The organism is Flavobacterium sp. (assembly GCF_028712645.1).
GTDB lineage: Bacteria > Bacteroidota > Bacteroidia > Flavobacteriales > Flavobacteriaceae > Flavobacterium.
In genome coordinates this window covers 1-22,529 of sequence record NZ_JAQTPQ010000025.1, presented here as the reverse complement: position 1 = coordinate 22,529, position 22,529 = coordinate 1, and the positions used below count along the sequence as shown (strand labels likewise).

Below are 22,529 nucleotides of genomic sequence, written 5' to 3'. Positions count from 1 at the left end.
GATCCAGAACGAAAACTAATTGGAGATGATGAACACGGTTGGACAAATGAAAATACGGTTTTCAATTTCGAAGGTGGATGTTATGCAAAAGTGATTAATCTTAGCGAAGAAAACGAACCAGATATTTTTAGAGCCATAAAAAAGGGAGCCATTTTAGAAAATGTTGTTTTCAAAAAAGGAACCAATGAGGTCGATTTTCAAGATGTTTCCATAACGCAAAATACTCGTGTGAGTTATCCTATTTATCATATTGAAAATATTCAAAAAGGGTCTATTGGAAAAAATCCTAAGAATATATTTTTCCTAACTGCAGATTCTTTTGGAATTTTGCCTCCAATTTCAAAACTAACTCCAGGACAAGCGGCCTATCATTTTATTTCAGGTTACACTGCAAAAGTAGCGGGAACAGAAGCAGGAGTTACAGAGCCACAACCTAATTTTTCGGCTTGTTTTGGCGCACCATTCATGCCTTTGCATCCAACAAAATATGCTGAAATGTTGAGCAAAAAAATGAAAGATGCCAATGTAAAAGTTTGGCTTATCAACACAGGTTGGACCGGCGGACCTTATGGAACAGGAAGTCGTATGAAATTAAAATACACTCGAGCAATGATTACCGCAGCTTTAAACGGGGAATTAGATAATGTAGCTTATGAAAATCATCCTGTTTTTGGAATTGCAATACCACAATCTTGCCCAAACGTTCCAAACGAAATATTGAATCCAAGAAATACTTGGACTGATACAAATTTATATGATAAAAAAGGAGTAGAATTAGCCGAAAAATTCAAAGCTAATTTCGCCAAATTTGAAGAATTTGCCAATACCGAAATTATGAATGGTGCGCCTCAGATATAGTAATTATTAATTCAAATTCAAAAAAAGCTGTTCGTTATGAACAGCTTTTTTTATATAATATCAAGACGAAAATATATAACAATTGGTAACATTTAGCGTTAAATGCATACCTATCAGCATCAATCTTATTCAATCAAAATCAATCGTTATGTTAAAACAATTCTTCCTCCTTTGTTCCGGAGCTGACAAAAACCTTCTCGAGGGTTGTTCCGAAGGAGAACAAACCAAATATGTGGGTATTGGCGCCACTGTTTTCTTTACTGCAGTTATGGCTTTCATTGCTAGTTCTTATGCACTTTTCACCGTTTTTGACGATCCTTATATTGCAATGGGATTTGGCTTAGTTTGGGGATTACTTATATTTAATTTAGATAGATTCATTGTTTCAACTATTCGAAAAAGAGATAAGTTGGGAAGTGAATTTTTGCAAGCAAGTCCGCGAATAGTTTTGGCGATAATCATTGCTATCGTTATTTCAAAACCATTGGAAATTAAAATTTTCGAAAAGGAAATCAATACTGTTTTACTGAAAGAAAAAAACGCAATGGCTTTGAATAATAAAAAAGAGGTTGCCAACTATTTCAAATCAGATTTAGACAAAAACAAAGCTGAAACAGACAAGCTAAAAGCTGAAATCGCCAATAAAGAGAAAGAAGTAAACACGCTTTACGAAACTTACATTGCCGAAGCTGAAGGCACAAAAGGCACAATGAAACTAGGTAAAGGGCCCGTTTTTAAAGAGAAAATTGCCAAGCATAATTTGGCTTTAGCCGAACTGGATTCGCTAAGAAAAACCAACTTAGTAAAAATTGCATTCAACGATAAAAACGCAACAACTTTACAAGCAGATTTAAATAAAAAAGTTGCCGATACACAACCCATAATAGAAGGTTTTGACGGCTTGATGGCCCGAATAAAGGCTTTGGATAAATTGCCATTAATTCCTTCCTTATTTATTATGTTGTTGTTTTTAGCCATCGAAACTTCTCCAATTATTGCCAAATTATTGTCACCAAAAGGCGAATACGATTATAAGTTGGAAGATTTAGAAACTGCACTGAAAGCCACTTTAGCTCAAGACAAATACCAACGCGATTTATTGGTAAAAACCAGTGCTTCGATGCACGACAAGGTTTATCAAGACATTGCACAAGACAAGGAATTATATAATTTACAACGCCAGAAAGCAACTGAATTATTAGAATTGCAAGCCAATAATTTTGTTGAAAAACAAAAGAGGACAATGTGATTTAGCAATCATTTGAAAACAAAAAAAGGCAATAGTTAAAATCTTAACTATTGCCTTTTTTCATTATTAAACAATATTAACTAAATAAATACAATTTGAGTTCCTTCGCCAGCACCTCTTTCATAAAAATCGCCAATAGTAAGGATTCCATCTAACTCATCAATTAAATCTTTTTCGGTTAAATCGAACATCTCAACAGCTAATTTACAAGCCCATAATTTCACACCAGAAGCTGACATTATTTCTAAAAACTCTCCAATTGGTGGAATATCTAATTTTTCCATTTTAGTTTTCATCATACTTGTGGCCAAAGCCTCCATTCCTGGTAAACCTCCAATCATTGTTGGCATGTGCATTCCTGGATTACCAACCGTAGCAACATGTAAATGGTCTAATTTGCTTTTTTGAATAGCTTCTAGACCAAAAAAAGTAAAGAATATTTCAGATTCTATTCCTTCCATTCTTGCTCCATTTGCCATTATAAAACTTGCATAAACGCTTTCTAATGTGGCTTTTGCACAAATGAAAAGCATTTTTTTAATGGGATATTTGTTTTTATCTTCCATGATTTTTTATTTAAATACAACTTTTGGGTTTTGGAATTCCTGCCATCTTACTTGAAATTTTTAATGGACCTTTTGGAAACAATTCATAAAATTGTTTAATATCAACAACTCCGCTTTTTCCAATACTTCTTATAGACAATGCCACTTCTTTTCTTTGTTGATCTTGTAAATAAGCCAGCACTTCAAAATGTTTATCGGTAAGTACAATTCCTTCTTCTTTAGCAATTTCCATTGCAATTTCTTTATTCCACTGGGATAAATCTGTTAAATAACCATCTTTGTCAACACTAACAGTTTTTCCTGCATACACTTTTTCCATCTTTATATTATTTAATATTAAACATTATTTTTTTAGTCAAAATTCTTTCCTGATTTGCTCATTTTAGGTGTAATGAACGGTAATTTTCTTGCTGGCAACAGCATATTCCAATAAATCCATCTGAAGGCTAATTTACCCCAATGATTTAATCGTGATTCGGTTAGTAAATTTAAAGGGCCAACAACTGGAAAAGGGAATTTACCTCTAACTGGTTCAGACTCGTAATTAAAATCGATTAAAAGTGCTTTTCCATGACCTGTTTCAATAAAACAATTGGCATGACCGTCAAAATCAGGTTTCAATTCTTTTCCTTCAATATATAACAGAATGTTTTCTGTTAGAATTTCTGCCTGAAAGTGGGCAACTGAACCCGCTTTAGAAGCAGGAACATCCGTACAATCGCCTAACGCAAAAATATTTTCCTTAACTTTTGTTTGCAAAGTGTTCTTATCAGTAGGTACATAATTTAATTCATTTCCAAAGCCTGATCGAGCCATTAAATCATCTCCCATATTTGTTGGGATTGTTACCAATAAATCAAACGGCACTTCTTCACCACCATAATCTACAATTACTCCTTTTTTACCATCTATATGTTCTACAGCAAAATCAGGTACAATCTTGATGTTTTTATCATTTAGCAAATAAGTTAGTGCGGTTGTACATTTTTCTTTTGTGAAAGCTCCAGAAAGTGGTGTAACATAAGATATTTCTACCTTGTCACGCATTCCTTTTTTAAGAAAAAATGAATCAGCAAGAAAAGCAAATTCTAGTGGAGCAACAGGACATTTAATGGGCATTTCGGTAATGTGAACTACTAATTTTCCGCCTTTCCAAACTCTTAATTTATCTCTCAAAGCCATAGCTCCTTCATAAGTATAAAAGTCAAAAATTGATTTGTACCAATAATCTCCTAACATTCCTTCAACTTCTTCTGGAGCAGTTTTTGTTCCTGTGGCAATAATTAAAATATCGTATTTCAATTTTTTCCCGCCTTCTAAAACAACTGTGTCAGAATCTTTATCAATTACATCTATTTTTTTTCGAATTAATTTTACTCCTTTAGGAATAAACTCATCAATAGATTTTTTAACGTCTTCTGGTTTATAGGCATCAAAAGGTAAAAACAAAAATCCAGGTTGGTAATAATGCGTTTTGTATTGATCTACAATTGTAATTTCCCACTCCGATTTCTTCAATTTTTTAATTAGGTGACTTGCCATCATTGTTCCAGCTGTTCCCGCACCAAGTATCACTAAGTTTTTCATAATAATTATATAATAATGATTTTTAAATTAAGTAGCTCCAATTTTTATAACACTATTCTTGTTGAAATTATCAAGGCTAAATATCTTTTTTTTAACGCCTTAAAGATACTTCTTAAAAACATTTCATAAAGTAACCTATGTTACATAACTCGCTTTTTTATTAAAAAAACACTGATTTTTAATGTATTTCAGAGAACATTCAAGACTATTTATTAATATTAAAAAAAGCGATTCCTAAAAGTAGAAACCGCTTTTCATATACTAAATCAAAACACTTTTATTTTGTTTGTTTTTTTGCAAATTTATAAGAAATTCCAACCATTACTAAATCAGTTGTCATTTCGTAACCCACTGTTGTCCCGGGAACTGCTCCATAAGGATTTGAACTTGAAACCATCAAAGGATTAAGCATTTGTCCAGAAGTTTTTCCGTCGCTAGAACCGTGGTGATAAACTGCATCTAAAGAAATATTACTACTTGCTGCATAACTAAATCCAAATTGAAAAGCATTTTTAATGATGGCTGTTGCAGGAATATTAAAAAACGCTACATCACTACCAATAGGGTTTGAACTATAAGTATAACCAAGACGTAATGGTAATTTTTTTATTCCTTTATATTGAATACCTGCTGATAAAATGGAAACATTATTCCAACCAAATCCTTTTACAGATGCTGTTGATGTCCATCCTGTTTCAGAAAAACCATTTGTGTTTTTATAGTCAACTATTCTATAATCTAATGCAACATCAAAATCACTTTTTGAATATCCTAATCCAAATGAAAGTACTGCTGGATAATCCATATCGAATTTATTAGTTCCTTTAGAGTTGTCTAAATAGGTGTTGTTAAATTCTAATTCGCTTAAATTTTGAGTAGTTTTGTATGAAACTCCAGCTTTGAATCCTTTTTTAGAATCGAAGTATAAACCTAATTGCGCTCCAAGACCAGAAGTTGAAGCCTTGTCTGTAGATGGATAACCTGCAGTCATAGATGGGTTTGCTGTCGGATTTGGCATAAGCTGTAAAGTTCCATAATTGAAAGTTGGCTCAACACCTAAGGAAAGTTTATCGGTGATTTCATAAGCCCAAGTAAACCCTATTTGCAACAGCATATAATCGGATTTAATTCTACCAAAACCACCTGCTTGTTGTGGATAATTTATAGGATTTGAATTTAATGTAGGATTAAAACTAGCACTCAATGGTTGATTTAATTCTTCAGGAAAAGTAACTCCAAATCCGCTAATGCCAAAAGCAGAAGCTCCAAAAGTGTGTTTGCTACCTTCTTTTCCCCAAACCATTGCTAATGCTGGCATAATTGAAGGGTCTCTTGCATCTTTAGTAACCCCAGAAACAGCGGGAGAACCTGGTCCCATCATTCCAGCTGGCAAGCTTGAACTCAATTCAGGTGAAGAAAAAAATAAGCCTACGTCTAACTTAATAATTTTGTCATTAAAAGCCGAAATAGATGCCGGATTCCATTGCAAAGCTCCCGAAATATCAAGAGGTTGTCCTGTCGAAGCTCCTCCCATTGACATATTAAAAGCTCCAACTCCTTGCATAATATGACCCGCTTGCGAAAAAGCTAAAGTCGAAAATAATAATAAACAAAAGTGTAAAATATTGTTTTTCATCGTTAAATAATATTGGTTAATGAATAGAAGAATTAAACCGCCAAATCTTGTTTTTTTTTGTATAGAAAAAAGCCTACTGATTTAATAGAACAAAAGTAATATTTTGTTAAATCCAATTTTATGATAAATATCATATAATTAAAAATATTCCAAAAAATAACCCCAACAAATGATAATCTGCCGGGGTTAGTGTTCAAAAATAGGTTTTTATTACATATAACTCAGTATTTCCTTTTTAAGGATGTCGTATTCTCCTTGCAAAATTAATCCGTTATCCAGTAATTTTTTATAATTCTGTAGCTTTTCAAAAAGTTCATCTTGTGACAATTCATTGAATTTTTTGTCTCCTGCTGAGGTAGAAATATCCGCAGAATTTGAAGTTGCAGGAATAATTTCGGCATAATTTGTTACTTCTTCAGTTTCAACTTCTTCAATTGTTTCGAAAGAGGGTGGTGTTTCTTCTATAATTTGGTTTTCATTTGTTGAAGCTCCATTTTTCAAAATATCCAATTGCTCCTTGGCATACGTGAAAATCTTTCTAGCTTGAATTTTAGGAATATAATCAATAGAAGCCTGCATCTCAGTTTTGGTCGAAAACGAAAATTCAGAACCCAAAATATGCTCTTTTACAAAAGTTCCTTCGATTTCGTCCCAAGTGAAATCGGTAAAATTCATAGTAAGACCTAGATTTTTTGGCTGACAAATGATAATTCTTTTATTCGTCATCACAATACTATCCGGAAGAACAGTAATTGCTGGTTTTTTCTGAACGGCAATATATCCTATTTCTTCATTTTTCATCAACAAATCATTCAGTTTTGATGTGATTTTTTCAATAGCTTTTGGGTCTTGCTCTTCGTTAAGGAATTTTTTTATTTGATCTTTCATTGTTTCTTTTTGGTGGTGTTTTTAAACTACAAGATTTTATGGTGCAAAAGTAATACCTAATTTTCTAATTGCTTCGCCAGTTCAGTAAATTTTTTACCTCGGGTCGAGAATTTCGTTTTGATTTTTTTTAGTTAAACTTTTGAATACCAATTCGTAGGAATGATCAATTAATTGCGATAGGAACTTGTCAGGAACTTCCCTATTTATCGCAATGGTATTCCAATGCACTTTACTCATGTGATAGGCTGGAACGATGTCGCCATATTGAGCACGCAATTCCTGGGCATATTCTGGATTGCATTTTAAATTCACTTTTGGTTCTCCTTTTTCCCATTGAATTAATGAGGATAAAGCAAACATTTTTCCGCCAACTTTAAAAACCAAAGTGTCTTTATCGAACGGAAAATGTTCGGTTGTGCCTTTCTTAGACAAGCAATATTCGTAGTAGGTTTCTAAATTCATAGTTTTAGTTTTTTCCTATTTCACCCAAATGGGTAAACTTAAACCCCGTTTCCTGTTTCAATCCGTAACCCATCATTCTGTCCATCGAAGAATGGGCAAATAAAATAATTCCAGTGAGTTGAATTACTTCATTCGAGAAATAAATTCCAGCCAAATATAGCATTAAAGCAATTGCTCTGTGATGAAATAAATTATAGAGAAATGCTCCAAACTTGTTGCCAAAAGCATATCCAATCATTGATAAATCAGGTGCTAGAATAAGCACCAAAAACCACCACCAAGCATAATCCAATTGGCTAAAAAGATAGATTCCAAAAAGGAATAAACCAAATTCTTCGAGTTTAATAATTGTTTTCATCATACTATTTTTCCATCATTTTTTCTGGGTGCGCCAATGCTTTGAAACCAAATTTCTCATATAAAAAATGCGCATCTGATGTAGCCAATCTCCATATTTTAATGTTTTTCAAAATGGGTTCATTCATCATCGCCGAAATTAAAATAGATGAATAGCCTTTTCCTCGATGCTCTTCAGTAATAAAAACATCCATTACATATCCAAAAACAACATAATCTGTAATCACTCTGGCAAAACCAATTTGAACATCATTCAAATAAATCCCGAAACAAACCGAATTGTCAATCGTGGTTTGCACTTCGTCAATAGTTCTGCCTACCGCCCAATAAATATCTTTCAAAAAATTTTGAATAAAAGGAACGTTGAGTTTTGTTTTATCAGTTGAAACGCTAATCATAACACTTGTTTTTATTTAACCACAAAGTACACAAAGAAGGCACGAAGTACACTAAATTTAATATCTAGATACAAAAACCTTGTGACCTTTGTGCCTTCTTTGTGTACTTAGTGGTTAGAATTATTCCAAATTTAAGTAAAACAAATCACTCGCAATTCCGTCCGTTAAAAACTTTCCTTTTCGAGTGGGTTTTAAAATGTTATTTTCAATAGAAAGCAAATTGTTATTTAAATATTTTAGGGATTGCTTTTGCAAATAATCTAAATAGTCACTTCCAAATTCATCTTCAATTCTATCCAACGAAACACCCCAAATGGTTCGCAAACCCGTCATTATATATTCGTTGTACCGATCGGATTTGGACAAAATTTCAATTTCGTTGGGCAATTTATTTTCTTCCAATGATTTTAAATACATTGAATTATTCGAAACATTCCAACTTCTGGAAATGCCGTCATAACTGTGCGCCGAAGGTCCAATTCCGATATATTTTTTCCCTAGCCAATACGCCGAATTATTCTTCGAAAAATAGTTTTCTTTTCCGAAATTGGATAATTCATAATGGATAAAATCATTGTTTTCAAGAGTTTCAACCAAAATCCGGAAATGTTCTTCGGCAACTTCGTCTTTGGGTTGGGCGATTTTTCCGGTTTGGATGAGTTTGTTCAAAGCGGTTTTGGGTTCGACCGTCAAGGCATAACTCGAAATGTGCGGAATACCGAAACTCAAAGCCGTTTCTATATTCAGTTTCCATTTTTCGTTGCTTATTTGCTGCGCCTGTTCGCTATTCTGGCTCGAGTCTGGAATTCCATAAATCAAATCAAGGGAAATATTGTCGAAATATTTAGTCGCTTCTTCCAAACATTTTTTGGCTTCCACCGAATTATGCGCTCGGTTCATCATCATCAAATCTTCCTCGAAAAAAGACTGAATCCCAATACTTAATCGGTTGATTGGACTTTTCGATAATTCAATTATTCTCTCTTTCGATAAATCATCAGGATTGGCTTCGAGTGTAATTTCAGGATTTTCAGCAACTTCGAAATTTTCATAAACCGCATCAATCAAAAACTGAATTTCTTGCGTTGTCAAAACACTTGGTGTTCCTCCGCCAAAATAAATCGTTTCCACTACTTCATTTTTGAACTCACTTTTGCGCATTTGGATTTCTTTGGACAAAGCCAAAACCATCTCGTCTTTCTTCTTCATCGAAGTCGAAAAATGAAAGTCGCAGTAATGACACGCCTGCTTGCAAAAAGGGATATGGATGTAGATTCCGCTCATTTCTTAACTCGATTTTCATTATTTTTTACAAAAGCATCCCAACCCGAATAACTTTTCTCGCCAACTACTTTTCCAGAATTGAAAAAATGACAAACCGCAGCCGCCAAACCGTCTGTTGAATCGAGATTTTTTGGCAATGTTTTTAGTCCGAGAAGTTGTTGGAGCATTTTTGCCACTTGTTCTTTGCTGGCGTTTCCGTTGCCAGTAATCGCCATTTTTATTTTTTTGGGTTCATATTCAGTGATGGGAATATCTCTCGAAAGTCCCGCCGCCATTGCCACGCCTTGCGCTCTTCCTAATTTCAACATCGATTGCACGTTTTTGCCAAAGAAAGGTGCCTCAATCGCAATTTCGTCCGGATTGTGGGTGTCGATTAATTCGATGGTGCGTTCGAAAATGATTTTTAGTTTTTGATAATGATTGTCGTATTTGGACAATTGCAGTTCGTTGAGTTGCAAAAATTCCATTTTCTTGTTGACAATTTTTATCAATCCAAAACCCATAATCGTGGTTCCGGGGTCAATTCCTAAAATGATGCGTTCGTTTGCCAATTTTATCTATTTATCAAACCTCATAGGTTTTAAAAACCTATGAGGTTTCCTTAACTTGTAGATTTTATGTTTCTTTGCAAGAATGATTTCAATATCTCACAAAGCTAAACAATTCCTCGTACTTCTTATCAAACTTTTGATTGTCGGAGGTGCATTTTATTTTATTTACTCCCAACTGTCGAATAACGACAAACTCGATTGGGAGAAATTCATTATTCTGTTCAAAAAAAATCAGTCGGTTGTGGGAATTGGTTTTATCTTACTGTTAAGTGTTTTGAACCGTTTTTTCGAAATTTTGAAATGGCAAAACTTAGTTTCGTATCTCCATAAAATTTCACTTTCAGATGCAACCAAACAAGTTCTAGGAGCTTTGACCGCTGGATTATTTACTCCAAATGGAGTGGGGGAGTATGCCGGAAAAGCATTATTTTTTGAGAAATCGAAAGCTAAAAAAATCATTTTCTTGAATCTAATTTGCAACGGAATCCAGATGATTTTGTCGGTTGTTTTTGGAATATTTGGATTGTTGTATTTCAATGCAAATTACAATGTTATTTCAACCAATACTGTGGCAATACTCTTTGGGTTATTTTTTCTACTTTTTCTGGTCACTTTTGGATTAAAAAAAATCACAATCAAAGGCTATTCGATCGAAAAAATAGTTCATAAGATTAATGAAATTCCAAAAACGATTCATCAAAAAAACATCTTTTTGGCTGTTTGTCGTTACCTGGTTTTTTCACATCAATATTATTTTCTGTTCTTGGCTTTTGATGTTGATTTGCCTTATTTAACGCTGATGGCAACCATTGCGAGTGTCTATTTTTTAGCGTCTTCTTTGCCCACATTTCAGTTTTTGGACTTTGCTGTAAAAGGAAGTGTTGCTGTTTATTTCTTCGGAATTCTGGGCGTCAACGAATGGATTGTAATTTTCATAAGCACGTTAATGTGGTTTTTGAATGTCGTTTTACCGGTTATTATTGGCAGTTATTATGTAATGAATTTCAAAATGCTCTCCCCAACTATCTCCAAAGGAGAGGGAGGCGAAACTCAATAAAATAAAATAATATGATTACAGTTTTTTTATTTTTGATGCTTTTGATTTATGCGGTTTTTATTGCACTATTGATTTATGGGTTTTCGAAAGTAAAAAATTATGAATCTACTTGTTTGTTGCCAAAAACAAAATTCACGATTATCGTTCCTTTTCGAAATGAAGCAGAAAATTTGCCCAAGCTTTTAGATAGTTTTTCGAAATTAAATTATCCAACAGAATTATTTGAAGTTTTATTAGTTGATGATGATTCGGAAGAAGAATTTATTGTAAAGGATTTAAAATTCGCTATTTTATTAATTAAGAATATTAGGGTTTCGAATTCGCCCAAGAAGGATGCAATTTCTACAGCAATGCAATTCGTAAAAACGGATTGGATTGTAACTACTGATGCAGATTGTGTTGTTAAAGAAAATTGGTTGCTGACTTTGGATAATTATATCCAGAATCACGAAGTTTATATGATTGCTGGAGCTGTAACTTATGATTGTGAAAATTCATTTTTGCATCATTTTCAGCAATTAGATTTAGCGAGTTTGCAAGGGGCAACGATAGGAAGTTTTGGAATCGGGAAAGGATTTATGTGCAATGGTGCTAACTTTGCTTACACAAAATCACTCTTTGAAAAATTGAACGGATTCGATGGTAATAACAAAATAGCCAGCGGTGACGATGTTTTTTTGTTGCAAAAAGCCATTGCAAGATTCCCAGAGGAAGTCCATTATTTAAAATCTGAAAATAATATTGTACTCACAAAACCCGTGAATAATTGGAAATCTCTGTTTTATCAAAGAGTGCGTTGGGCTTCAAAAACGGGTTCGTACCAAAGTGGGTTTGGAATTGGTTTAGGTTTGGTAGTTTTTGGAGGAAATATCGGTTTATTGTTTGTTGTTTGTTGTTTGTTGTTTGGAAAAGGGAACGAATATTTATTGATTTTTTTTCTGTTTATGAAATTTTTAGTTGATGCTGTTTTGATTTACAAAGCAAATCGTTTTTTGACTAAAAACAGATTACATTATTTGGTTTTGAGTAGTTTGTTGTATCCGTTTTTTAGTGTAAGTGTGGCCTTTTATTCCTTGTTTGGAAAGTACGAGTGGAAGGGAAGGAAGTTTTAGTTACTCAACTTTGAGAATAACCGGGAGAATAAATTGTGTTTTTACAGGGATTCCGCGTTTGATTGCTGGGTTTACTTTTGGAAAATCGACCAAGCGTGCTTTTAGAATACTATCGATTTTTATGGTGTCGTATGCTACAGAATCTTTCGGGAATTGTGGCTCGAATTGCATTTTTGCATTGGGAAAAATAGTGACTTTTACTTCGATTGTATCGAGTTCTGGATATAGGATTGACAATGTGTCAACGCTTAGTTTTTCCTGAATTAATTGAGTCATATATTCGAAAAAACATTGCTGGTGCTGAGGTTTATCTTCAATCTTTTCGCAATCTGCTACCGATGGAAATTCGTCTACTTCTTTCCAATTGATAGATTTCAATTCCTTTTGCAATAATTCCTTCTCTGAAGGCACTTGCTTTTCGAAATATTGACAAGAATTAAAAAGTAGCGGTAATAAAAGTAATATTAGAATTATTTTTCTCATATTCATTGAGGAAATAAACACTGTTTTAATTTTGTTTAAAAGTACTGCTTTAATTTTCAAAAATACTAAAAAATACTTTATGGATGGGTTGCATTTGATTATTGGTCTTATTTTAAAAATAGCCTAAAATCAAAAAAGCTATCCACAAAAGTGGAAAGCTTTTCATTGGTCTAACTACTAAACCGTGCTACGAGTTACAAAGTCGTAGCGAAAACAACACAACTATTTTAGATGCTTTTATTGGGCAAAAAAGCGATTCATTTCTGAATCGCTTCTTCCCAATTTAGCGGTCTGGACGGGACTCGAACCCGCGACCCCATGCGTGACAGGCATGTATTCTAACCAACTGAACTACCAAACCTCTGCTTTATTGCGGTTGCAAATATACTATAGAATTTTGTATCTACAAGTGTTTCTGCAAAAAACATTTGATAAAATTTTATCTCATTAGCCAAAGTTTTGTTTTTCAACTAAATATGTGGTCAATACTTTATCAAAACTATCAGCAACCCCAACAGGTACGTACTTAATTTTGTTTTGAGAGCAGGTTAAAGCCAGTTTTTTGAAGTAGCTATTCACCCCTTTTTCATATTCGCTCTTAACATTATCGGCAAAAATATTTACCTCATCGCTGGTTTCCATATCTATAAATTTCCTCGGAGCATTATCAAAATCGAAATGAAGCTCTGTTTTATTGTCAATTACGTGAAACAGAACCACTTTGTGCTTGTTGTGTTTTAAATGTTGTAAAGCGGTAAATAATTTTTCCTCGTCGCCTGATTGAAACATATCGGTAAACAGAATAATCATTGAACGGCGGTGAATTTTCTCGGCGATTTGATGCAAAAAGGTAATCGTGTCGGTACTTTTTTTAACTTTAGGTTTTTCCAATAGATTTTCAAGAGCATTCAAAATCATTCGATGGTGACGATCACTTCCTTTCTCGGGTGCATAATATTCATACGTTTCCGAAAACACGCTTAAGCCAATGGCATCACGCTGTTTTTTTAAAATATTCATCAAAACGGCTGAGGCTAAAACCGAAAATCCAATTTTGTTATGGTGAAATTTCTCTTTGTCTTCGAGTTTTGGATAATGCATCGACGACGAATTATCGATGATAATATGGCAACGCAAGTTAGTATCTTCTTCGAATCGCTTGGTGTATAACCTGTCCGTTTTGGCAAACAATTTCCAGTCAATGTGTTTGGTGCTTTCTCCAACATTATAGACTTTATGCTCAGCAAATTCAGCCGAAAAACCGTGAAAAGGACTTTTGTGCATTCCCGAAATAAAACCTTCCACAATTTGATTGGCCAACAATTCGAGATGTTTAAATTCTGAAATAAGCTCTTTTTGTTCTTCTATCTTCATCTTTCAAATGTATTAAAAGATTGAATGATTTAAAAATAAATCATTAATCAACAAAAAAAGGCTTGACTTTCGCCAAACCTTTCTAAATAATATGTTGAGATTGCTTCGTGCCTCTCAATGACAGATTACAACAATGCGTCTAAACTATCTGCGTAAGTTTGTTTTGGAGCAACTCCTACTTGTTTCCCTACTACTTCTCCGTTGTGGAAAACTAATACAGTTGGAATATTTCTTACTCCATATTTTGCAGCAAATTCTTGATTTGCATCAACATCTACTTTTCCTACAACTACTTTTCCTTCGTATTCTTCTCCAAGTTGGTCAATGATTGGTCCAACCATTCTACAAGGGCCACACCAAGCTGCCCAAAAATCTACCATTACTGGTTTTGTTGATTTTAAAACTACTTCCTCAAAAGTAGCATCTGTTATTGCTAATGCCATATTTATATTTTTAAATTTATTTTTTGAGATACAAAGATAAAGAAACATTTGAGTTACGAAGTGTAACTTGTATTACATTTAACTATTTTTAAATTGAGAAAATTTATTTTACCTTTTCATAAAGTAAATTCATCAATACTTTTTACTTTTGTACTATAACTTCACTGAATGCAAACCTATACACTATTAATTAAAGATATTGCAAAGTCACACACTCAAACAATTGCTGTTTGTAATGCTCTAGTAAACCAATATAAATCTGCTCCAAAGACAAAATTAGTTATTGACTTTTCAGATTGCGATTTTATATACCCCGATTATGCCATCTTGCTACTTTGCAGTATAAAATATATTGAAAATTTAGGTATAAAAGTTTCCGGAACGCTACTACTTGGTAAAAACAATAAGATTGTCAGCTACTTAGCAAAAATGAATTTTTTTGAAAATTTGAATGTGAAATTACCCCTTTCTATACCTAAGTTTAACCCAAATAATGCTGTCCAAATACAACGATATACTTCAGAAAACCAACTCGAAGTGCTGAATAGCATTTTGAAAGTGTTACGAGAAAAAGGCTCGCTAAACGACAATGTATATGCAAGTTTAGACTATTGTTTCAACGAAATTTTAGATAATGTATTGAATCATACTGACGAAAAAGTGGGTTGGGTTGTGGCTCAATACTTTGAAAATATAAACTCCATCCGACTAATCGTCTGCGATTTTGGAATGGGAATTCATACTTCTTTAAATCAAAAACACAACTTTACCGAAGAAGAAGCTATTGCAAAATGTATTGAAAGCGGCGTTACCAACGGAAAAGGTCAAGGTCACGGATTATTTGCCACGGCATCATTTGTTAAATTAAACAAAGGCTGGTTGAGCTTGTTCTCTGGAAACAAAAAACTGAATGTTAGCGAAAAAGAAACTATTGTAAAAGATATTGCAAAATGGCAAGGCACTTGCGTTTATATTAGAATAAACACCAATGTAGAAGTTGATTATACCGAATTTACAAGTCCTTTTTATGATTATAAAAAACAAGTTTTCGAGAATTTATTTGAAAATTGAATTTAGAAACTAAATTTTTTACGCAATATTGCGTTATTTATTAACCATTTAATGATAACTTTGCATAATAATACAAACAAAATGACACACACAATCCTATTTAGAGATATTAGTCCAAGTCTTGGTACTCGAGATTTAGGTGCTAAAATACGTTTAAATATTATTGAAAAAATAGAAACAAACGAAAAAGTTTATTTAGATTTTGAAGGTGTAGATGTAGTAACCAATTCTTTTGCCCACGAATGTTTTAGCAAATTAAAAGACAAGGTTACTCTTGATGTTTTTAAAGCTAAAATTGCGTTTCTTAACACGAACGACTTTGTACAAAGAGTTATTATTTCTGCAATGTAAAATCAGATTTTATATAAATTTAAAGCCACTTTCGAGTGGCTTTTTTGTGTTTTTTTTAATCTAATTCTTAGCTTTTTTATTCGGATAAATTATATTTCAAGCCCTAACTTAATTCAACTTAAAGTTAATTTGCAATTTCTCCAGTTCCACCAATAATTCATTCGAGATTTTGATTTTTAATTTCCGGCTTGGCATTAATAATCGGGTGATGATTTTTGTTTCTTCAACTTCAGTTGTTAAAATCGTTTCTGAAATTTCATTTTCGAAAACATCCCCATTTTCATCCATAACAATTTCGTCAACCTCGACTTCTGTTGGTGTTACTTCAATTTGTTTTTTGATAGTCTCTAATTCCATAACTTCAAATGAGACTTGGTTTTCACCTTTATTGGCAAGAAGAACCGAACTCAATTTGTGAATTAAATCGGTTTGCAAATCTTTAATATTCAAATGGATAATTAGTTTTTTGGCAAAACTTGGCAATACATCCTGCAAGTACTGAACCAAAATAAATTGCAGTCTTGGCTCTCCTTTTTTTCCCGTTTCTTTGTCTGCCCAACCTTCTTTTACCATCACTTTCATAAAAGTGAAATTATTTTGAATCAGGAAATGACGAAATTTTAAATACTCTTCTCCAAAAATTCTAAACTCATAACTTTCGTCATAACCTTCAAGTGTAAACATTCCCCAGCCTTTGCCATTCTTGGCTACGCGATGTTGCACATTGTTGATAATTCCTCCAAATGTCAGGTTTTTGTTCACGTGCAATTCCAAGTTTTTCAAAGATTCCAACTTTGAATTACAGAAATAATCCATCTCAAATCTAAAATCGTCTAGTGGATGTCCAGAAATATAAATCCCAACCACTTCTTTCTCCTTCGCCAATTTTTCCATCGTACTCCAATCCTCACAAGGCGGCACAACAGGTTCTGCAATTTGAACATCGCTACTTTCGCCAAACAAACTTACTTGCGATGAATTTTCGTTTTCTTGAAACTTGGCTCCATAACGAATGGCTTTTTCGTAGAATGTAATTCCATCACCATCATCGTGAAAATATTGCGCTCGGGTTACACCTGTAAACGAATCGAAGCCGCCTGCCAAAGCTAGATTTTCTAATGCTTTTTTATTGGCAGCACGCAAATCGATACGTTTCGTTAAATCAAAAATCGACTTGTATTTTCCATCTTTTCTACTTTCAACAATAGTCGCCACAGCTCCAGAACCAACGCCTTTCACAGCTCCCATCCCAAAACGAACGGCATAATTGTCATTCACCGTAAATTTATAAAAGGATTCGTTTACATCTGGACCCAAAACTTGTAATCCCATTCGTTTGCATTCTTCCATAAAAAAGGAAACCTGCTTGATGTCACTCATATTATTTGACAAAACTGCTGCCATATATTCAGCTGGATAATTCGCTTTCAAATAAGCCGTTTGGTAGGCAATCCAAGCATAACAAGTCGAGTGCGATTTGTTGAAAGCATATTCGGCAAAGGCTTTCCAGTCGTTCCAAATTTTCTCTAATTTGTCTTTTGCGTGTCCTTTTGCCATCGCTTGCGAGATAAATTTCGGCTCCATTTTTGCCAATACATCAATCATCTTTTTTCCCATCGCTTTACGCAAAACATCGGCATCACCCTTGGAGAAATCGGCCAATTTTTGAGACAAAAGCATTACCTGTTCTTGATAAACGGTAATTCCATAAGTGTCTTTTAGCAATTCTTCACAGTCATCCAAGTCATATTCTATAGGCTCTTCACCGTTTTTTCGTTTAATAAAACTCGGAATATAAGCAATTGGTCCCGGACGATAAAGCGCATTCATTGCAATCAAATCGGGGAAAACCGTAGGCTTCAATTCCTTCATATATTTTTGCATTCCCGCACTTTCATACTGAAAAATCCCCACCGTTTCGCCACGTTGAAAAAGTTCATAGGTTTTTACATCATCAATAGGAAATTCATCGGGATTGAGTTCAATTCCACTTCTGTATTTTACCAATTTAACGGTATCTTTAATCAAAGTTAGGGTTTTCAAACCCAAGAAGTCCATCTTCAGCAAACCCGCACTTTCTACGACCGAGTTGTCAAATTGTGTAACAAACAAATCCGAATCTTTGGCGGTTGCTACAGGAACAAAATCGGTAATATCGCTTGGCGTAATAATCACTCCACAAGCGTGAATCCCTGTATTTCTTAGATTTCCTTCCAATACTTTGGCTTGCTGAATGGTTTCTCCACCCAAATCACCTTCATTGGCTAAACCTATTAATTCTTTTATTTTTTCGAATTCTTCTGGACGAACGGTCTTTTTTATCAGATCTTCTTTTTCATTCAAAAACCGAGCTAAATTCCATTTCGAAGGCATCATTCCGGGAATTAATTTGGCAATTTTATCGGCTTCGAATAAAGGCAAATCAAGCACACGAGCCGTATCACGAATCGCCGATTTGGTTGCCATTTTTCCGTAGGTAATAATCTGCGCCACTTGTTTCTTGCCGTATTTTCGAATCACATAATCCATTACGCTGCTGCGTCCTTCATCATCAAAATCGATATCAATATCAGGAAGTGACACACGATCCGGATTCAAAAATCTTTCAAACAGTAGATTGTATAAAAGTGGGTCAATATTGGTAATTTTTAAACAATAAGCGACCACTGAACCTGCTGCAGAACCCCGACCAGGCCCAACAGAAACACCCATATTTCGGGCTTCGGTGATGAAATCCTGAACAATCAAGAAATAACCTGGATAACCTGAATTTTCAATTGTCATCAATTCAAAATCCAATCGTTCTTGAATTTCGGGGGTTATTTCCTTGTATCTTCGTTTGGCACCTTCAAAAGTAAGATGTTTCAAATAGGCATTTTCGCCTCGAACTCCTCCATCAACAGCATCTTCGGAAACATTAAATTCGACTGGAATTTCAAACTTTGGAAGTAAAACTTCGCGAGCCAAATTGTAAATTTCGATTTTACCAACAATTTCAGCAATATTCGAAATCGCTTCTGGTAAATCATTGAAGAGTTGTTTCATCTCCTCGCTGGATTTGAAATAATACTCCTGATTGGGCAAGCCATAACGATAACCACGACCACGTCCTATTGGCGTAGATTGCTTTTCGCCCTCTTTTACGCACAATAAAATGTCGTGTGCATTGGCGTTGCTTTTCTCAATATAAAATGTATTATTCGTGGCAATTATCTTAACATCGTGTTTTCGAGCCAATGAAATCAAGCCTTCATTTACGCGGTTTTCGTCTTCCTGATTGTGACGCATTACCTCGATATAAAAATCTTCGCCAAATTCATTTTTCCACCAAAGTAAAGCTTCTTCGGCTTGGTTTTCGCCCAAATTCAAAATCTTATTTGGAATTTCTCCGTAGAGATTTCCTGATAAAACTATGATATCTTCTTTGTATTGTTGGATTACTTTTCGATCAATTCTTGGTACATAATAAAAACCTTCGGTGTAACCAATGGAAGACATTTTAGCCAAATTATGGTAGCCTTTTTTGGTCTTCGCCAAAAGAACAACTTGATAGCCATTGTCTTTTACCGATTTATTGGTATGGTCTTCACAAACAAAAAATTCACAACCAACAATCGGTTTCATAGGGACTTCCGTTGGTTCTTCACCTTTTTCAATGGCTTCCTTATTTTTGGTTTCAGCTGCTTTGTTATGATATAAAATATCGCGAACAAAATGAAAAGCACCCATCAAATTGGCGTGATCTGTCATCGCCACGGCAGGCATTTTTTGTTGTGAAGCCGCTTTTACCAAGGCTGCAACACTAATGGTAGATTGCAAAACCGAAAACTGTGTATGATTGTGCAAATGCACAAAATCAGTATCAATTAAACTTTTTTTATTATCTGAAAGTTCCTGTTTAGAAATAGTTGCCGTTTGTTGACCGCCTAATTGCTGGCGAATTTTATCGGAAGCTTCCTTTAAATTAATGTGTTGCAGCCCGATGAGTTGAATTTCTCTCGGGTTTTTGAGTTGAAAATCTTCAAAATATTCCTGCTCAACTTCTAGTTCTTTTTTGGTAAAAACTTCGGTACGAATCAATTCAAAAAAGCAACGTGTGGTTGCCTCCACATCGGCAGTGGCATTGTGGGCTTCCGCAAAAGGTTTGTTGAAAAGATATTGGTGTAATTCGGTTAATGTCGGCAACTTGAATTTTCCACCACGACCTCCAGGTAATTTCAATAAAGAAGCCGTAACTTCGGTACAAGTATCGAGAATTGGCATCGAACTCATTGGACTTTCGACTCCAAATCTATAAAATTCACAACCCATAATATTGACATCAAAACCTAGATTTTGACCCACAATAAATTTGGTTTTCGATAATGCGATATTGAATTTTTCTAAAACCTCGGCTAAAGGAATTCCTTCGGCTTCGGCCAATTCAGTCGAAATGCCGTGAATTCTCTCGGCATCATACGGAATATTAAAACCTTCGGGTTTCACCAAAAAATCCTGATGTTCAATGAGTTTTCCCATCTCATCGTGGAGCTGCCAAGCGATTTGAATACATCTTGGCCAGTTGTCCGTATCGGAAATGGGTGCGCCCCAACGCTTTGGTAATCCAGTGGTTTCGGTATCGAATATTAAGTACATAATTGAATTTTAATGCTTTGTGGTTGCTTGAAATTACATTTAGCAGTTTTCAAATTTAGAATTTTTTAGCCAAAAAAAGCGTGGAAGTTATCAACAAAAAAGAGGATGAAAAAACAAGAAAAACAAATATGAATCGTTCCTATGGAACTTTAAATTGTCGATAATTTTATTTCCAACGGATTGAAATCCGTCGTTAAAATATAAATCGTTCCTGCGGAACTTTCACGGAATAGAGCCATCGGCTCGGAGCATATTGTAGGGATGGATTTTAATCCATCCAAATTTAAAAACACCACAAAAAAGAACCATAGGTTCGACCAATATTTCCATTTTCAACTTCTAATTTTCAATTCAAAATTCATAAAAAAATTCAAAATTCTATTTTTTGGATGTCGTAGTATTTTAGTAAAAAAAACCAGTTTAGAACGGCTAAAATAATTATGATTTGAGGGTCTAAAAAACAAAATATTCTGTAATATATGCAATATAAACAATCCGTAAATTTTGTAAAATTTTACAATTTTTATTTCTTTTGTGCGATTTTGATGTTGTAAACTCGTTTATTTACACTAATCTAGCAAAATATTTACGAAATATTAAAAACAAATATTCTGTAAATAAAACTGCATAAAAACCGAATGATAATAAAATAAAAAACACACTTTTTAAACTACTCTGAAATATCATAACTGCTTAAGTGTCGTAAAACCATTTTGGGTATCGTATATAAGTTAATAATAAAATTGACAACTTTATTTCTTTTCCTAAATTTGCTCCCATTGTTATAAAAAACAGAAACACATTTAATAAAAATAGTTAAAAATGAGTACTACATTATTCGACAAAGTATGGGATTCGCACGTGGTGCGTCAAATTGAAGATGGACCAGACGTGTTTTTTATTGATCGTCATTTCATTCACGAAGTTACAAGTCCTGTTGCTTTTTTAGGTTTAAAAGAAAGAGGAATCTCGGTTTTGTATCCAGAACGCACTTTTGCAACTGCCGATCACAACACACCAACTATAAACCAACATTTGCCTGTTGAAGATGCATTATCAGCTAATCAGCTAAAAGCATTGGAAGATAACGCTACAGAATATGGCATTTCTCACTGGGGATTAGGTCACCAAAAAAATGGTATCGTTCACGTAGTAGGACCTGAAAACGGAATTACTTTGCCAGGTGCCACTATCGTTTGTGGAGATTCACATACTTCTACTCACGGTGCTTTTGGAGCGATTGCTTTTGGTATCGGAACTTCTGAAGTAGAAATGGTTATGGCTACTCAATGTATTATGCAGCCAAAACCAAAGAAAATGCGTATCAACGTAAACGGAACTTTGAGCAAAGGTGTTGGACCGAAAGATGTGGCTTTGTACATCATTTCAAAATTGACAACTTCTGGAGGAACTGGATATTTTGCTGAATACGCTGGAAATGTTTTTGAAGATATGTCTATGGAAGGACGTATGACTGTGTGTAACCTTTCTATCGAAATGGGTGCTCGTGGTGGTATGATTGCTCCTGACCAAAAAACTTTCGACTTCTTGGAAGGAAGATTATATGCTCCAAAAGGGGAAGCTTGGACAAAAGCTGTAGAATATTGGAAAACTTTAAAAACCGATGCTGATGCCGTTTTCGATGCAGAATTGAATATCGACGCAGCAGATATCGAACCAATGATTACTTATGGTACTAACCCTGGAATGGGAATTGGTATCTCTAAACATATTCCAAGTGCTGACCAAGTGGAAGGTGGCGAGGAAACTTATAAAAAATCTTTAGCTTATATGGGCTTCAGCGAAGATGACGTGATGATTGGAAAACCAATTGATTTCGTTTTCTTAGGAAGTTGTACCAATGGTCGTATCGAAGATTTTAGAGCTTTTACAGAAATTGTAAAAGGTCGTAAAAAAGCAGATAACGTTACGGCTTGGTTAGTTCCAGGTTCACACGTTGTTGAAGCACAAATCAAAGAAGAAGGATTGTTAGACATCCTTACTGAAGCTGGTTTTGTATTGCGTCAGCCAGGATGTTCCGCTTGTTTGGCGATGAACGATGATAAAGTTCCTGCTGGAAAATATGCAGTAAGTACATCCAATAGAAACTTTGAAGGGCGTCAAGGTCCAGGTTCAAGAACTTTATTGGCTAGTCCAATTATGGCAG

At 34.3% G+C, this 22,529-nt stretch carries 21 protein-coding genes and 1 tRNA gene; 7 read left to right on the top strand and 15 right to left on the bottom strand.

Annotation, left to right across the window (positions count from 1 at the left end; all coding sequences use genetic code 11):
• Both PHC28_RS03450 and PHC28_RS03445 read left to right on the top strand, forming a co-directional pair.
• Positions 1 to 858: phosphoenolpyruvate carboxykinase (ATP) (locus PHC28_RS03450; protein WP_300096592.1), on the top strand; the 858-nt coding region annotated here is incomplete at its 5' end.
• A gap of 148 nt (positions 859 to 1,006) precedes the next feature.
• Positions 1,007 to 2,107: a DUF4407 domain-containing protein gene (locus tag PHC28_RS03445; RefSeq protein WP_300096591.1), complete on the top strand. Its 1,101-nt coding sequence runs from the start codon at positions 1,007 to 1,009 to the stop codon at positions 2,105 to 2,107.
• Positions 2,108 to 2,187: 80 nt separating this feature from the next.
• Here the strand turns inward: PHC28_RS03445 and PHC28_RS03440 are convergent, their stop codons facing one another.
• From PHC28_RS03440 to ruvC, 10 genes are all read right to left on the bottom strand, one after another.
• A complete protein-coding gene (locus tag PHC28_RS03440) occupies positions 2,188 to 2,673 on the bottom strand; it encodes a DsrE/DsrF/DrsH-like family protein (protein WP_300096590.1) in 486 nt (161 codons plus the stop codon).
• A gap of 10 nt (positions 2,674 to 2,683) precedes the next feature.
• Entirely contained in the window at positions 2,684 to 2,992 is a 309-nt protein-coding gene (locus tag PHC28_RS03435; RefSeq protein WP_300096589.1) for a TusE/DsrC/DsvC family sulfur relay protein, read from the bottom strand.
• A 32-nt stretch (positions 2,993 to 3,024) separates the two neighbouring features.
• Positions 3,025 to 4,260 (bottom strand): FAD/NAD(P)-binding oxidoreductase, encoded by a 1,236-nt coding sequence (locus PHC28_RS03430; protein ID WP_300096588.1) that lies wholly within the window; start codon positions 4,258 to 4,260, stop codon positions 3,025 to 3,027.
• Between the two features lie 277 nt (positions 4,261 to 4,537).
• Positions 4,538 to 5,896, bottom strand: a complete 1,359-nt coding sequence (locus PHC28_RS03425; protein ID WP_300096587.1) for an OmpP1/FadL family transporter — start codon at positions 5,894 to 5,896, stop codon at positions 4,538 to 4,540.
• 210 nt (positions 5,897 to 6,106) lie between these two features.
• On the bottom strand, positions 6,107 to 6,784 hold the full coding sequence (locus PHC28_RS03420) for a PH domain-containing protein (protein ID WP_300096586.1): 678 nt from the start codon (positions 6,782 to 6,784) through the stop codon (positions 6,107 to 6,109).
• 93 nt (positions 6,785 to 6,877) lie between these two features.
• Positions 6,878 to 7,246 (bottom strand): MmcQ/YjbR family DNA-binding protein, encoded by a 369-nt coding sequence (locus PHC28_RS03415; RefSeq protein ID WP_300096585.1) that lies wholly within the window; start codon positions 7,244 to 7,246, stop codon positions 6,878 to 6,880.
• 4 nt (positions 7,247 to 7,250) lie between these two features.
• Positions 7,251 to 7,604 carry a DUF4260 domain-containing protein gene (locus tag PHC28_RS03410; protein ID WP_300096593.1) on the bottom strand — a complete coding sequence of 118 codons (354 nt, stop codon included), beginning with the start codon at positions 7,602 to 7,604 and terminating at the stop codon, positions 7,251 to 7,253.
• A gap of 4 nt (positions 7,605 to 7,608) precedes the next feature.
• Positions 7,609 to 8,001: a GNAT family N-acetyltransferase gene (locus PHC28_RS03405; RefSeq protein WP_300096584.1), complete on the bottom strand. Its 393-nt coding sequence runs from the start codon at positions 7,999 to 8,001 to the stop codon at positions 7,609 to 7,611.
• Between the two features lie 120 nt (positions 8,002 to 8,121).
• Positions 8,122 to 9,285, bottom strand: coding sequence for a radical SAM family heme chaperone HemW (hemW, locus tag PHC28_RS03400; protein ID WP_300096583.1), 1,164 nt, complete (start codon positions 9,283 to 9,285; stop codon positions 8,122 to 8,124).
• A complete protein-coding gene (ruvC, locus tag PHC28_RS03395) occupies positions 9,282 to 9,836 on the bottom strand; it encodes a crossover junction endodeoxyribonuclease RuvC (protein WP_300096582.1) in 555 nt (184 codons plus the stop codon). Before ruvC ends, hemW begins: the two co-directional genes overlap by 4 nt.
• 82 nt (positions 9,837 to 9,918) lie before the next feature.
• On the opposite strand from ruvC, the gene PHC28_RS03390 reads away from it, so the two are divergent.
• Both PHC28_RS03390 and PHC28_RS03385 read left to right on the top strand, forming a co-directional pair.
• Positions 9,919 to 10,893 (top strand): hypothetical protein, encoded by a 975-nt coding sequence (locus tag PHC28_RS03390; protein WP_300096581.1) that lies wholly within the window; start codon positions 9,919 to 9,921, stop codon positions 10,891 to 10,893.
• Positions 10,894 to 10,904: 11 nt separating this feature from the next.
• Complete coding sequence (locus PHC28_RS03385; protein WP_300096580.1) at positions 10,905 to 12,005, top strand: glycosyltransferase; 1,101 nt, start codon at positions 10,905 to 10,907, stop codon at positions 12,003 to 12,005.
• Here PHC28_RS03385 and PHC28_RS03380 read toward each other — a convergent pair whose 3' ends face one another.
• From PHC28_RS03380 to trxA, 4 genes are all read right to left on the bottom strand, one after another.
• A complete protein-coding gene (locus PHC28_RS03380; RefSeq protein ID WP_300096579.1) occupies positions 12,006 to 12,488 on the bottom strand; it encodes a hypothetical protein in 483 nt (160 codons plus the stop codon).
• Positions 12,489 to 12,775: 287 nt separating this feature from the next.
• A tRNA-Asp gene (locus tag PHC28_RS03375) sits at positions 12,776 to 12,849 on the bottom strand.
• 86 nt (positions 12,850 to 12,935) lie between these two features.
• Complete coding sequence (locus tag PHC28_RS03370) at positions 12,936 to 13,862, bottom strand: DUF58 domain-containing protein (protein ID WP_300096578.1); 927 nt, start codon at positions 13,860 to 13,862, stop codon at positions 12,936 to 12,938.
• A gap of 125 nt (positions 13,863 to 13,987) precedes the next feature.
• Positions 13,988 to 14,353 (bottom strand): thioredoxin, encoded by a 366-nt coding sequence (gene trxA / locus PHC28_RS03365; RefSeq protein ID WP_300096577.1) that lies wholly within the window; start codon positions 14,351 to 14,353, stop codon positions 13,988 to 13,990.
• Positions 14,354 to 14,473: 120 nt separating this feature from the next.
• Here trxA and PHC28_RS03360 point away from each other — a divergent pair, with 120 nt between their 5' ends.
• On the top strand, positions 14,474 to 15,376 hold the full coding sequence (locus tag PHC28_RS03360; protein WP_300096576.1) for a hypothetical protein: 903 nt from the start codon (positions 14,474 to 14,476) through the stop codon (positions 15,374 to 15,376).
• Positions 15,377 to 15,457: 81 nt separating this feature from the next.
• Positions 15,458 to 15,727: an STAS-like domain-containing protein gene (locus tag PHC28_RS03355; protein WP_300096575.1), complete on the top strand. Its 270-nt coding sequence runs from the start codon at positions 15,458 to 15,460 to the stop codon at positions 15,725 to 15,727.
• Between the two features lie 108 nt (positions 15,728 to 15,835).
• Here PHC28_RS03355 and dnaE read toward each other — a convergent pair whose 3' ends face one another.
• On the bottom strand, positions 15,836 to 20,362 hold the full coding sequence (gene dnaE / locus PHC28_RS03350) for a DNA polymerase III subunit alpha (RefSeq protein ID WP_300096574.1): 4,527 nt from the start codon (positions 20,360 to 20,362) through the stop codon (positions 15,836 to 15,838).
• Positions 20,363 to 21,184: 822 nt separating this feature from the next.
• Between dnaE and leuC the strand changes: the two genes are divergently transcribed.
• A partial coding sequence (leuC, locus tag PHC28_RS03345; protein WP_300096573.1) for a 3-isopropylmalate dehydratase large subunit occupies positions 21,185 to 22,529 on the top strand: 1,345 nt, incomplete at its 3' end.